We start from the raw sequence: 13252 nt of genomic DNA on the forward strand, positions 1-13252 counted from the left end.
GACAATGAGAGCGAGGAGAACCGTCGTGCTAGAAGAATACCGTAAGCACGTAGCTGAACGTGCCGCTGAGGGGATTGCGCCAAAACCATTAGATGCAACCCAAATGGCCGCGCTTGTCGAGCTGCTGAAGAGTCCGCCTGCTGGCGAAGAAGAATTCCTGTTAGACCTGCTGGCTAATCGTGTACCGCCCGGTGTTGACGAAGCCGCCTATGTGAAAGCGGGTTTCCTTGCAGCTGTCGCCAAAGGCGAAGCAACCTCCCCACTGGTTAGCCCTGAGAAAGCCGTTGAACTGCTGGGTACCATGCAGGGCGGTTATAACATCCATCCGCTGATTGACGCGCTGGATAACGACACGCTGGCACCAATTGCTGCCAAAGCCCTCTCCCATACCCTGCTGATGTTCGATAACTTCTACGATGTGGAAGAGAAAGCGAAAGCGGGCAACGCCTATGCCAAACAGGTGATGCAATCCTGGGCGGATGCTGAATGGTTCCAGAGCCGTCCGCCGCTGGCCGAGAAGATCACCGTTACCGTCTTTAAAGTGACCGGCGAAACCAACACCGATGACCTTTCACCGGCACCGGATGCCTGGTCGCGCCCGGATATTCCGCTGCACGCGCTGGCGATGCTGAAAAACGCTCGTGAAGGGATCGAACCGGATCAGCCGGGCAGCGTTGGCCCGATCAAGCAGATCGAGGCGCTGGCGCAGAAAGGCTTCCCGCTGGCCTACGTCGGCGACGTTGTCGGGACCGGCTCTTCGCGTAAATCCGCCACCAACTCGGTGCTGTGGTTTATGGGCGACGACATTCCGAACGTGCCGAACAAGCGCGGCGGCGGTCTGGTGCTTGGCGGCAAAATCGCGCCTATCTTCTTCAACACCATGGAAGATGCCGGTGCGCTGCCGATTGAAGTTGACGTCTCTGACCTGAACATGGGCGACGTGATTGACGTTTACCCGTTCAAAGGCGAAGTGCGCAACCACGAAACCGGCGAACTGCTGGCGACCTTTGAACTGAAAACCGACGTGCTGATTGATGAAGTGCGCGCCGGTGGCCGTATCCCGCTGATTATCGGCCGTGGCCTGACCACCAAAGCGCGTGAAGCGCTGGGTCTGCCGCAGAGCGAGATCTTCCGTCAGGCGAAAGACGTGGCGGAAAGCAGCCGCGGCTACTCGCTGGCGCAGAAAATGGTCGGCCGCGCCTGTGGCGTCGACGGTGTTCGTCCGGGCGCATACTGCGAACCGAAGATGACCTCAGTCGGCTCGCAGGACACCACCGGTCCGATGACCCGTGACGAGCTGAAAGATCTGGCGTGCCTCGGCTTCTCTGCCGACCTGGTAATGCAGTCCTTCTGCCACACTGCGGCCTATCCGAAGCCGGTTGATGTCACCACCCACCATACGCTGCCGGACTTCATTATGAACCGTGGCGGCGTGTCGCTGCGTCCGGGCGATGGCGTTATCCACTCCTGGCTGAACCGCATGCTGCTGCCGGATACCGTTGGTACCGGCGGTGACTCCCACACCCGTTTCCCGATTGGTATCTCCTTCCCGGCGGGCTCTGGTCTGGTGGCGTTTGCTGCCGCGACCGGCGTAATGCCGCTGGATATGCCGGAATCAGTGCTGGTGCGTTTTAAAGGCAAAATGCAGCCGGGCATCACCCTGCGCGATCTGGTTCACGCTATTCCGCTGTATGCCATCAAACAGGGCCTGCTGACCGTTGAGAAGAAGGGTAAGAAAAACATCTTCTCCGGCCGCATCCTGGAAATTGAAGGCTTGCCGGATCTGAAAGTCGAGCAGGCGTTCGAGCTGACCGATGCCTCCGCTGAGCGTTCTGCCGCGGGTTGCACCATCAAGCTGAACAAAGAGCCGATTATCGAGTACCTGACCTCCAACATCGTGCTGCTGAAGTGGATGATTGCTGAAGGCTATGGCGACCGCCGTACGCTGGAGCGCCGTATCCAGGGCATGGAGAAATGGCTGGCGGATCCGCAGCTGCTTGAAGCGGATGCGGACGCAGATTACGCGGCGGTGATCGATATCGATCTGGCCGAAATCAAAGAGCCTATCCTCTGCGCGCCGAACGATCCGGACGATGCACGTCTGCTCTCTGATGTGCAGGGCGAGAGCATCGATGAGGTGTTCATCGGTTCCTGTATGACCAACATCGGCCACTTCCGCGCCGCCGGTAAGCTGCTGGACAGCCATAAAGGCCAGCTGCCGACCCGCCTGTGGGTTGCGCCGCCGACGCGTATGGATGCCGCACAGCTGACCGAAGAGGGCTACTACAGCGTCTTTGGTAAGAGCGGTGCACGTATTGAAATCCCGGGCTGCTCCCTGTGCATGGGTAACCAGGCGCGTGTGGCAGATGGTGCGACCGTCGTTTCAACCTCGACCCGTAACTTCCCGAACCGTTTAGGTACCGGCGCGAACGTCTTCCTGGCTTCTGCTGAGCTGGCAGCCGTCTCGGCGCTGATCGGCAAGCTGCCGACGCCGCAGGAGTATCTGACCTTTATGGATCAGGTGGATAAAACCGCCGTGGATACTTACCGCTACCTCAACTTTGACCAGCTTGATCAATACACCGACAAAGCTGAAGGCGTGATATTCCAGACCGCCGTCTAAATCAGAAAGCCACTCTTCGGAGTGGCTTTTTTTTCCCTTCCTTCCCGTCCCCGCGCTTTTTTTCCTGTATGGTGCTGCGATAATTAAAGCACTGGCGGCTCTCTGGCCCCCATGAGGAGCAATGATGGATTACGAATTTCTGCGCGATGTCACCGGCGGCGTCAAAGTGCGCATGTCGATGGGGCACGAAGTGATCGGCCACTGGTTTAACGAAGAGGTGAAAGAGAACCTCGCCCTGTTGGATGAAGTGGAGCAGGCGGCGCAAACGGTGAAGGGTAGCGAGCGTTCGTGGCAGCGCGTCGGCCATGAATATACGCTGTGGCTGGATGGCGAAGAGGTGATGATCCGCGCCAATCTGCTGGAGTTTACCGGCGACGAGATGGAGGAAGGGATGAACTACTACGATGAGGAGAGTTTATCCCTCTGCGGCGTGGAAGATTTTCTTCAGGTGGTGGCCGCTTACCGGCAATTTCTTAAGCAGCGCTAATCGGGGAGCGTCCCTGCTCCCGCTGCGCATTTACACGGCCGGAATATTGCGGCCGTAGTAGATCTCGCGCATCTCTTTCCACAGCGCTTCCGTGATCTCTTTCCGCTCCTGCGGCGTCAAATCTTCCGGTTTGGTATGGAACATGTAGTGCTTAAGGTCGAACTCCTTAAGCAACATTTTGGTATGGAAGATGTTTTCCTGGTAAACATTCACATCCATCATGTCATACAGCGATTTCATATCGTCAGACATAAAGTTCTGGATCGAATTAATCTCGTGGTCGATGAAGTGCTTCATGCCATTCACGTCGCGCGTAAAGCCGCGCACGCGGTAGTCGACGGTCACGATGTCCGACTCAAGCTGATGGATCAGGTAGTTCAGCGCTTTCAGCGGCGAAATCACCCCGCAGGTTGAGACTTCAATGTCGGCGCGGAAGGTGCACAACCCGCCTTCAGGGTGGCTTTCCGGGTAGGTGTGCACGCAGATATGGCTCTTATCCAGATGCGCGACAACCGCTTCCGGCAGCGGCCCCGGGTGTTCGGTTTTATCGATCAGGTGCGGGTCGACCGGCTCTTCGCTCACCAGGATCGTCACGCTCGCACCCTGCGGCTCGTAGTCCTGGCGGGCAATATTCAAAATGTTGGCGCCAATGATGTTACAGGTCTCCGTGAGGATCTCCGTCAGGCGGTTGGCGTTATAGAGTTCATCAATATAGGCAATATAGCCGTCGCGCTCTTCGGCGGTTTTGGCGTAGCAGATATCGTAGATACAAAAACTCAGGCTTTTGGTCAGGTTGTTAAAGCCATGTAGTTTAAGCTTTTTCAATTTTTCTCACCCCCTTAGCGTCACTGTGCAGACAGTGCATCGTGTAGATATTGTGGCAGAGCGAATGCTGCCGTATGGATTGCCGGATTGTAGTAACGGCAGGTCAGTGCGGCGGTGTGGAAACGCGCGGCGATAATCTCCGTGGAGAGCGAGCGCAACGCTTCATTATCCGTCGCCCAGGCAAAGGTCATAATGCCGCCGTAATAGGTCGGGATCGCCGCTTGGTAGAAACTAACATCGGCAAAGTAGTGGCCCAGTTTGCGATGGCTGCCGACGGCTTCCTCCTGCTGTAAGAAGCAGACGCCGTTCTGCGCGACAAAAATCCCACCGGGATTGAGGCAGCGCTTGCACCCTTCATAAAACGCCGAGGTGAAGAGGCTCTCGCCCGGACCGACAGGATCGGTACAGTCAGAGATAATCACATCGAAAGTTTTTTGCGTGTGGTTGACGAAGTTGACGCCATCATCAATCACCAGCTCAAAGCGCGGGTCATCGTAGGCACCGGCGTTGTGTTTTGGCAGGTACTGGCGACAGAAAGAGACGACGCCTGCGTCGATCTCTACCATGGTGATGGTTTCAATATTTTTGTGGCGGGAGACTTCGCGCAGCATCGCGCCGTCGCCGCCGCCGATGATCAGCACATGCTTTGCGTGACCGTGCGCCAGCAGCGGAACGTGAGTCATCATCTCGTGATAGATAAACTCATCGCGTTCGGTAGTTTGTACCACGCCATCCAGCGCCATCACGCGGCCAAAGGCGGCGTTTTCGAAGATAATCAGATCCTGATGATCGGTCTTCTCGTGGTAAAGCACCTTATCAACGGCAAAGTACTGACCAAAGTTGTCGTGCAGCGTTTCTTGCCAAATGGTGTTGTCGGCCATTCGTCGCTCCTTTGTTAACATCCGTGAAAAACGGGCGCAACATGATAGCCAACTCTGGCGAACGATGCACGGTCAAAAGATAAGCGCTATTTCACGTAGGCGAGCAGACTCAACGAGTCACGGGCAAGAGCCTTACACTTTTTCGCCGTTGGAATGCCGATGCCGCTCAGATCGCGGTAGCTCTCTTCGCCCAGCGCTTTCATGTTCCAGCTATCGTAGTTGCTGAGATCCCACTGATTTTGCTGGGCAAAAAAGACCAGCGCACGGCGGATCTGCCCGTTAGGTAAGTTGTTATAACCGCAGTCATTTTTCAGAAAAACAAACACCGCCGTCAGATCGGCCATGTCTTCAGCTTCAGATTCACTCAGGGCATAACTATTGGCGGAGACAGCGAGCAGGCTGCCAAGGATGATACTTCTGAAAAACGTTTTCATTCTCTCTACCACGGCGTAACGGAAATTAAACGTTAGCACAGTCCAGTTAACGCGACGATATTTATTATCGTCTGCTTTCTTGACCTTCCGGCAGGGGAAAGGTTTACGCTTAAAGCATCGCCGACTCTTGATAAGGACATACCCATGCAACGTCGAGATTTCCTTAAATATTCCGCGCTCCTGGGGGCTGCCAGCGCGCTGCCGCTCTGGAGCCGCTCGCTCTTCGCCGCCACCTGGCCCACGTTACCCATTCCACCGCTGCTTGCCCCGGATGCAGAGAGCCGCATTGTCTTAACGGTGCAGGCGGGGGAGAGCCAGTTTGCGCAGAAAAGCGCGACAACCTGGGGGTATAACGGCGCGTTGCTGGGGCCTGCTATTCGGCTGCGTCAGGGAAAAGCGGTGACGGTAGATATCCGCAATCAGCTTGCCGAAGAGACCACCGTGCACTGGCACGGTCTCGAAGTGCCGGGCGAGGTCGACGGCGGGCCGCAGGGCGTGATTAAGGCGGGCGGTAGCCGGTCGGTGACCTTCACGCCCACGCAGCAGGCCGCCACCTGCTGGTTCCACCCTCATCAGCATGGAAAAACCGGGCGTCAGGTGGCGATGGGGCTCGCCGGGCTGGTGCTGATCGAAGATGACAACAGCCGCAAACTGCGCCTGCCGCAGCAGTGGGGCATCGATGATGTGCCGGTCATCGTGCAGGACAAAAAATTGACCGCGCAGGGGCAAATTGATTACCAGCTTGATGTAATGAGCGCGGCGGTGGGGTGGTTTGGCGATACGCTGCTCGCCAATGGTGCGGTCTACCCGCAGCATGCGGCTCCGCGCGGCTGGCTGCGCCTGCGCCTGCTCAACGGGTGTAACGCGCGCTCGCTCAATTTCGCTACCAGCGATCAGCGCCCGCTCTATGTCATCGCCAGCGACGGCGGGTTGTTAAGTGAGCCGGTTAAGGTGACTGAACTGCCGATGTTGATGGGCGAGCGGTTCGAGGTGCTGGTGGATATCAGCGATGGCAAGCCTTTCGATCTTATAACGCTGCCGGTTAAGCAGATGGGGATGACCGTCGCGCCGTTCGACCAGCCAGTGCCGGTGCTGCGTATCCAGCCGCTGCAGGTAACCGCCTCGGGCGATCTGCCGGATAAGCTTGCCACGCTGCCCGCACTGCCTGCGCTTGAGGGCTTAACTCAGCGCACTCTGCAACTGTCGATGGATCCGATGCTCGATATGATGGGGATGCAGGCGCTGCAGCAGAAGTATGGCGACGGCGCGATGGCAGGCATGGGGATGCATCACGGCGATATGCAGGGCATGCACGGCATGCAGATGGATCATGGCCATATGGATCACGGCAGCCAGGGGTTTGATTTCCACAATGCCAACCGGATTAACGGCAAAGCGTTTGATATGGTGACGCCGCAATTTGCGGTGCAAAAAGGGCAGTTTGAGCGCTGGGCGATCTCCGGGGAGGGGGACATGATGTTGCATCCGTTTCATATTCACGGTACGCAGTTCCGCATCCTCTCCGAAAACGGCAAGCCGCCCGCGGCGCATCGCGCAGGCTGGAAGGATACGGTCAATGTGTACGGTGCGCGCAGTGAAGTGCTGGTGCGCTTTGATCATGCGGCAGCGAAAGAGTTTGCCTATATGGCGCACTGCCATCTGCTGGAGCATGAAGATACCGGCATGATGCTTGGCTTTACCGTCGCGTAAACCGCAGCGGGTAAATATGCCTGATGGCGCTGCGCTTATCAGGCCTACGGTTCTGTGGTCGGTTTCAGGGTTTTGTAGGCCGGATAAGGCGCCAGCCGCCATCCGGCAATGCATTGCGATTCCACAACAAAAAAGCCCGGCAGCGCAATGCGTGCCGGGCTTTGTTTTGTAGGCCGGATAAGGCGTTAGCCGCCATCCGGCAATACCACATCAGAGTGCTTAATTACTTCGCATCATCCGGCAGAGCAAACGCCACGATGTAATCACCCATCTTGGTGCCGAACGAACCGTGACCGCCTGCAGAGATGACAACATACTGCTTGCCATTCACTTCATAGGTCATCGGCGTGGCCTGACCACCCGCTGGCAGACGACCTTCCCACAGTTTGTCACCGTTGGTCATGTTGTATGCGCGCAGGTAGTTATCCGCGGTACCGGCAATAAACAGCACGTTACCGGCAGTGGAGATCGGGCCGCCGAGCATCGGCATACCGAGGGTAAACGGCACTTTAATCGGCATCGGGAACGGCAGGCTATCCTGCGGCGTACCGATACGTTTTTTCCATGCTACCTGGTTGGTTTTCAGATCCAGCGCAGAGATATAACCCCAGGCTGGCTGTTTGCACGGCAGGCCAAACGGCGAGAGGAACGGATTCAGCGTTACGCCAAACGGCACGCCATACTGCGGCTGAATACCGGATTCCGAACCGGTGCCTTTCGCATCTTTCGGCGGCTCCATCGGGTTGTTTGGACCACGCGGGATCAGCTTCGAGACAAACGGCAGCGCCATCGGGTTAGCAATCGCCACCTGGCGGTTTGGATCGACGGAGATACCGCCCCACTCAAACATGCCGAGGTTACCCGGGAAGACCAGCGTACCCTGCTCAGACGGCGGAGTGAAAATGCCTTCATAACGCATCTGGTGGAACATCACGCGGCACACCAGTTGGTCGAACATGGTGGCGCCCCACATATCCGCGCCGCTCAGATCTCGCTTCGGACGGAAGCTCAGATCGGAGAAGGGTTGGGTTTTGGTGACGTAATCGCCTTTCGCTGCGCCCTGCGGAACCGGTTTTTCCGGTGCCGGCACAACCAGTTCGCCGTTACGGCGATCCAGCACGAAGATGTTACCGGTTTTCGCCGGAGCATAAACGACCGGCACTTTCTTACCGTTAACATCGATATCCGCCAGCGTCGGCTGGGACGGCATATCCATATCCCACAGATCGTGGTGTACGGTCTGATAGCTCCACACCAGCTTACCGGTGGTCGCATTCAACGCAACAATGGAACTGGCGTAACGCTCCTGCTCCGGCGTACGGTTACCGCCCCAGATATCTGGCGTAGTAACGCCCATCGGCAGGTAGACCATATCCAGCTTGGCGTCATAGGCGGCAGGCGCCCAGGAGTTCGGCGAGTTAATGGTGAACTTGTGCTCATCCGACGGGATTGCATTCGGATCTTTCGCGCCCGGATCGAAGGCCCACAGCAGCTTACCGGTGTTGATATCGAAACCACGAATCACACCAGACGGCTCACGGGTGGAGAAGTTATCCGTTACCGCACCGGCAATGATAATCACTTTATCGGTGACGATCGGCGGTGAAGTCGGCTCATACATCCCTGGCGTAGTAACCGGCATGTTGGTTTGCAGGTTGAGGATACCTTTGTTAGCAAAGGTGTCACACAGCTTGCCGTTATCAGCGTTAACCGCAAACAGGCGACCGTCGTTCACCGGCAGAATGATGCGGCGCGGGCAGTTAGCCACCACGTCCGGGCTGGCGTTTTCCGCCGTCGCTTCGTGGTAAGAGACACCACGGCAGGTTACGTGCTGGAAGGACGGATCCGCATTCAGCTGCGGATCGAAGTGCCACTTCTCTTTACCGCTTGCCGCATCAAGTGCGAACAGACGCTGGTGCGCGGTGCAGAGGAACAGGGTGTCGCCCACTTTAATCGGCGTCACTTCGTTGGTGATTTCACCCGGATCGTTCGGCAGCTTCAGGTCGCCGGTGCGGAACACCCAGGCTTCCTTCAGGTTCTTCACGTTATCCGCGTTGATCTGCTTCAGCGGGGAGTAACGCTGGCCTTCCTGGTTACGGCCATAAGCCGGCCAGTCGCTATCGGCAACGTTAGAGATCGGTGCAGCAGGCGTCGAGTCAGCGCTCAGGGTGCCGTTGATCTCCTGTGGGTCGTTAAAACCAGCCCAGGTCAGAATGCCGCCGCTAATCAGCAGTACCGCTAACAGAGCAGCAACCGCGCCGCGGGCAGGAATAATCAGGCGACGCCAGACAAATGGCAGAATCAGCCAGATACCGAAGAAGACAAGGATATCGCTACGTGGGGTCAGCGCCCAGAAGTCGAAGCCGACTTCCCAAACGCCCCACAGCATGGTGGCAAGCAGCAGAGCCGCGTAAAGCCAGAGCGCGGAACGCTTCCCTTTCCACAGCAGCCAGGTCACACCGAGCATCACCAGGCCAGCGATGGGGTAGTACCAGGAGCCGCCGATGGAGACCAGCCAGACACCACCGATTAAAAGATACAGCCCGCAGAAGGCTGCAAAGATCGTCGTCAGCATGATCAATAGCCGCGACCGTTGCGATTTTGTTTCTGCCATAAAAGGAATACTCATCAGTTTGTTAAATTTTTGATAGCAACTAATTATAGGTGTTAACAAGTGTGATCGTCATCACAAATCGAGCTTTCTCGATGCATGCCCACCTCAATTGGTTTTGCTGGTATACTTCACGGCTTGCGTTTCAATCACCGGTTTAAGCGATTGGTGTTGAATTATTTGCTTCTAAAATCATATGGTTAGTTAATATGAAACACAAAGTTGAAGTGATGATCCCGGAAGCGGAGATCAAAGCACGCGTCGCCGAACTGGGTCGTCAAATCACTGAACGTTACAAAGATAGCGGCAGCGAGATGGTGCTGGTGGGGCTGCTGCGCGGCTCGTTTATGTTTATGGCCGATCTCTGCCGTGAAGTGCAGGTCTCCCATGAAGTCGATTTTATGACCGCCTCCAGCTACGGCAGCGGCATGTCATCGACCCGCGATGTGAAAATCCTCAAAGATCTGGATGAAGATATTCGCGGCAAAGATGTATTGATTGTTGAAGACATTATCGATTCTGGCAACACGCTGTCGAAAGTTCGCGAGATCCTGAGCCTGCGCGAGCCGAAGTCGCTGGCGATCTGCACCCTGCTCGATAAACCCTCGCGACGCGAAGTGGATGTCACCGTCGAGTATGTCGGTTTTTCGATTCCGGATGAGTTTGTGGTGGGTTACGGAATTGACTACGCTCAGCGCTATCGCCATTTGCCCTACGTCGGCAAAGTGGTAATGCTGGACGAATAAAAAAATCGGGGCCGACGGCCCCGATTGTTATTTGTGATTAATGTGCTTCTGGCTGATGTTCTGTACACCTGTGCGGTAACGCTGTTCCAGCGTTTCGCGGTTGGTGGCGGTCACATCCAGATCGCGCAGCAGGCCGTCATGGATGCCGTAAGCCCAGCCGTGAATCGTCACGTTCTGGCCGCGTTTCCAGGCGGATTGCATAATCGTTGAGTGGCCAAGGTTATAAACCTGCTCCATGACGTTTAATTCGCACAGCGTATCGAGACGACGTTCTGGCGGCATTTCGCCGAGCAGCGAGCTATGTTTAAACCAGATGTCGCGAATGTGCAGCAGCCAGTTGTTGATAAGACCCAGTTCCGGGTTTTCAACCGCTGCCTGAACGCCGCCGCAGCCGTAGTGGCCGCAGATGATGATGTGTTCAACTTCCAGCACATCAACCGCGTATTGCACAACGGAGAGGCAGTTTAAGTCGGTATGGATGACCAGGTTGGCCACGTTACGGTGAACAAACAGCTCGCCGGGTTCAAGGCCAGTCAGGCGCTCAGCCGGAACGCGTGAGTCTGAACAGCCAATCCACAGAAAGCGCGGCTTTTGTGCCTGCGCCAGCGTTTCAAAAAATCCTGGATCTTCCTCGACCAGCATTTTTGACCATAGTGCGTTGTTGCTGATGAGTGTATCTATGTCTTTCATAGCGCTTTGCGACCTGTAAGCAAAATGAGTGCGAGGCCTAATATAGGTCAACTCTTTCTCTTTTAAAACCACACATCGAGTGTAAGAAAATAGGTAAGTGATAATTCATGACCATTGCACTGGAGCTTGAGCAGCTTAAAAAAACCTATCCTGGCGGCGTTCAGGCGCTGCGCGGAATCGATCTGCAAGTCGAGGCGGGAGACTTCTACGCCCTGCTTGGGCCGAACGGCGCGGGTAAGTCGACCACCATCGGCATTATCAGCTCGCTAGTGAACAAAACCTCTGGTCGGGTCAGCGTCTTTGGCTATGACCTGGAAAAGGATGTGGTGAACGCCAAACGCCAGCTGGGGCTGGTGCCGCAGGAGTTCAACTTCAACCCCTTTGAAACCGTACAGCAGATTGTCGTCAACCAGGCGGGCTACTACGGTGTCGATCGCAAAGATGCATTAGCTCGCAGCGAAAAGTACCTTAACCAGCTCGATCTGTGGGGAAAGCGTAACGAACGTGCGCGTATGCTCTCCGGCGGGATGAAGCGCCGTTTAATGATTGCCCGTGCGCTGATGCATGAGCCAAAACTGCTGATTCTTGATGAGCCAACGGCGGGCGTCGACATCGAACTGCGCCGCTCCATGTGGGGCTTTTTGAAGGATCTGAACGACAAAGGCACCACCATTATTCTCACCACTCACTATCTGGAAGAGGCGGAGATGCTGTGCCGCAATATCGGCATCATCCAGCATGGTGAACTGGTGGAGAACACCTCGATGAAGTCGCTGCTCTCCAAGCTTAAATCGGAGACCTTTATCCTTGATCTGGCGGCGAAAAGCGCGCTGCCGAAGCTGGAAGGGTATCAATATCGACTGGTAGATACCTCAACGCTCGAAGTGGAAGTGCTGCGCGAGCAGGGGATCAACAGCGTCTTTAGCCAGCTGAGCGCGCAGGGGATCCAGGTATTAAGTATGCGTAACAAAGCCAACCGCCTTGAAGAGCTGTTCGTTACGCTGGTGCATGACAGGAAAGGAGAGGGCGCATGATGCAGCTTTATTGGGTGGCGCTGAAGAGTATTTGGTACAAAGAGATCCAGCGTTTTATGCGTATCTGGGTGCAGACACTGGTGCCGCCGGTGATCACCATGACCCTCTACTTTATTATTTTCGGCAACCTGATCGGTTCGCGTATTGGTGAAATGCACGGCTTCACCTATATGCAGTTTATCGTTCCGGGTCTGATCATGATGGCGGTGATCACCAACGGCTATGCCAACGTCGCCTCCTCCTTCTTTAGCGCCAAGTTCCAGCGCAACATTGAAGAACTGCTGGTGGCACCGGTGCCGACGCACGTAATTATCGTGGGTTATGTTGGCGGCGGCGTGGCGCGCGGGCTCTGCGTTGGCGTGCTGGTAACGGCGGTGTCGCTCTTCTTCGTGCCTTTCCAGGTGCACTCATGGCTGTTTGTCGGGCTGACGCTGCTGCTTACCGCGGTGCTCTTTTCGCTGGCCGGTCTGCTGAATGCGGTGTTCGCCAAAACCTTTGACGATATCAGCCTGATCCCGACCTTTGTGTTGACCCCGCTGACCTACCTCGGCGGCGTCTTCTACTCCCTGACGCTGCTGCCGCCGTTCTGGCAGGCGCTGTCGCACCTGAACCCGATCGTCTATATGATCAGCGGCTTCCGCTTCGGCTTCCTCGGGATTAGCGATGTACCGCTGATCACCACGGTCGGCGTGCTGGTGGTCTTTATCCTCGGCTTCTATCTGACCTGCTGGTATCTGATTCAGCGTGGGCGCGGTTTGCGTAGCTAGCGGTTATCCGGCTATTTTCAGCATTGCTCTAAAAAACGATAAGATCGCTTCGGCGATCTTATCGTTTTGCATGAACAGCACTTAATCGTGTTTTAAAGACATTCTTATTTGATCGCCCGTTTCTAATCGGTAGTCACAATAAGTGAGTCCATTGTTTCTGGTGGGCTGATTCATCGCATTTAAGAGTTCTTTTACTTTACTGCCTATGATGGCCATCGGGTCGAATCCTTTCCATCTACAGTTAGTGGCGGATGGGGAGCAATAAACCACGCTTGAAATCCCATCCGTGTCCGTTTCCACGCCCGTTGACGTTATGCTTCCTTTTGCCGGGCATTGACCCGCGAAAGCCGCGCCTGAAGCGGATGAAAAGCCTAAAAGCAGAGCGAGAATAAGAGCTTTATCCATGTTCATGATGATCCCTTAGTCCATTATTAAGGTGCAATT

The 13252-nt window shown here is 55.8% G+C and carries 12 protein-coding genes; 6 read left to right on the forward strand and 6 right to left on the reverse strand.

Translation table 11 applies throughout. The annotated features are described in order from the left end of the window. Window positions 1–25: 25 nt before the first annotated feature. Window positions 26–2623, forward strand: a complete 2598-nt coding sequence (gene acnB, locus IAE48_RS10055) for a bifunctional aconitate hydratase 2/2-methylisocitrate dehydratase (RefSeq protein ID WP_200134251.1) — start codon at window positions 26–28, stop codon at window positions 2621–2623. A 124-nt stretch (window positions 2624–2747) separates the two neighbouring features. Further along, window positions 2748–3110, forward strand: coding sequence for a protein YacL (gene yacL, locus IAE48_RS10060; RefSeq protein ID WP_023480494.1), 363 nt, complete (start codon window positions 2748–2750; stop codon window positions 3108–3110). Window positions 3111–3140: 30 nt separating this feature from the next. Here yacL and speD read toward each other — a convergent pair whose 3' ends face one another. The 3 genes from speD to IAE48_RS10075 form a co-directional block, all read right to left on the reverse strand. Next, the gene (gene speD / locus IAE48_RS10065; RefSeq protein ID WP_023480253.1) at window positions 3141–3935 is read right to left on the reverse strand and encodes an adenosylmethionine decarboxylase; all 795 of its coding nucleotides are present in this window, start codon (window positions 3933–3935) and stop codon (window positions 3141–3143) included. 20 nt (window positions 3936–3955) lie between these two features. After that, on the reverse strand, window positions 3956–4816 hold the full coding sequence (speE, locus tag IAE48_RS10070) for a polyamine aminopropyltransferase (RefSeq protein ID WP_023480226.1): 861 nt from the start codon (window positions 4814–4816) through the stop codon (window positions 3956–3958). A gap of 86 nt (window positions 4817–4902) precedes the next feature. Further along, complete coding sequence (locus tag IAE48_RS10075; protein ID WP_023480277.1) at window positions 4903–5250, reverse strand: YacC family pilotin-like protein; 348 nt, start codon at window positions 5248–5250, stop codon at window positions 4903–4905. A gap of 144 nt (window positions 5251–5394) precedes the next feature. Between IAE48_RS10075 and cueO the strand changes: the two genes are divergently transcribed. Then, entirely contained in the window at window positions 5395–6960 is a 1566-nt protein-coding gene (gene cueO / locus IAE48_RS10080) for a multicopper oxidase CueO (RefSeq protein WP_200134252.1), read from the forward strand. A 223-nt stretch (window positions 6961–7183) separates the two neighbouring features. Here cueO and IAE48_RS10085 read toward each other — a convergent pair whose 3' ends face one another. Then, window positions 7184–9574: a glucose/quinate/shikimate family membrane-bound PQQ-dependent dehydrogenase gene (locus IAE48_RS10085; protein WP_023480348.1), complete on the reverse strand. Its 2391-nt coding sequence runs from the start codon at window positions 9572–9574 to the stop codon at window positions 7184–7186. A 206-nt stretch (window positions 9575–9780) separates the two neighbouring features. On the opposite strand from IAE48_RS10085, the gene hpt reads away from it, so the two are divergent. Beyond that, the gene (hpt, locus tag IAE48_RS10090) at window positions 9781–10317 is read left to right on the forward strand and encodes a hypoxanthine phosphoribosyltransferase (protein WP_023480399.1); all 537 of its coding nucleotides are present in this window, start codon (window positions 9781–9783) and stop codon (window positions 10315–10317) included. Between the two features lie 27 nt (window positions 10318–10344). On the opposite strand, the gene can is transcribed toward hpt, so the two are convergent. Then, window positions 10345–11007 (reverse strand): carbonate dehydratase, encoded by a 663-nt coding sequence (gene can / locus IAE48_RS10095; protein ID WP_042716572.1) that lies wholly within the window; start codon window positions 11005–11007, stop codon window positions 10345–10347. Window positions 11008–11114: 107 nt separating this feature from the next. On the opposite strand from can, the gene IAE48_RS10100 reads away from it, so the two are divergent. Together IAE48_RS10100 and IAE48_RS10105 are read left to right on the forward strand one after the other, a co-directional pair. Then, window positions 11115–12041 (forward strand): ABC transporter ATP-binding protein, encoded by a 927-nt coding sequence (locus IAE48_RS10100; RefSeq protein WP_200134253.1) that lies wholly within the window; start codon window positions 11115–11117, stop codon window positions 12039–12041. Continuing rightward, complete coding sequence (locus IAE48_RS10105; protein ID WP_094419373.1) at window positions 12038–12808, forward strand: ABC transporter permease; 771 nt, start codon at window positions 12038–12040, stop codon at window positions 12806–12808. Before IAE48_RS10100 ends, IAE48_RS10105 begins: the two co-directional genes overlap by 4 nt. An 81-nt stretch (window positions 12809–12889) precedes the next feature. Here IAE48_RS10105 and IAE48_RS10110 read toward each other — a convergent pair whose 3' ends face one another. Beyond that, window positions 12890–13219 (reverse strand): hypothetical protein, encoded by a 330-nt coding sequence (locus tag IAE48_RS10110; RefSeq protein ID WP_094419374.1) that lies wholly within the window; start codon window positions 13217–13219, stop codon window positions 12890–12892. Window positions 13220–13252: the final 33 nt, after the last annotated feature.

Source organism: Kosakonia sp. S57, from assembly GCF_016516575.1.
Lineage (GTDB): Bacteria > Pseudomonadota > Gammaproteobacteria > Enterobacterales > Enterobacteriaceae > Kosakonia > Kosakonia cowanii.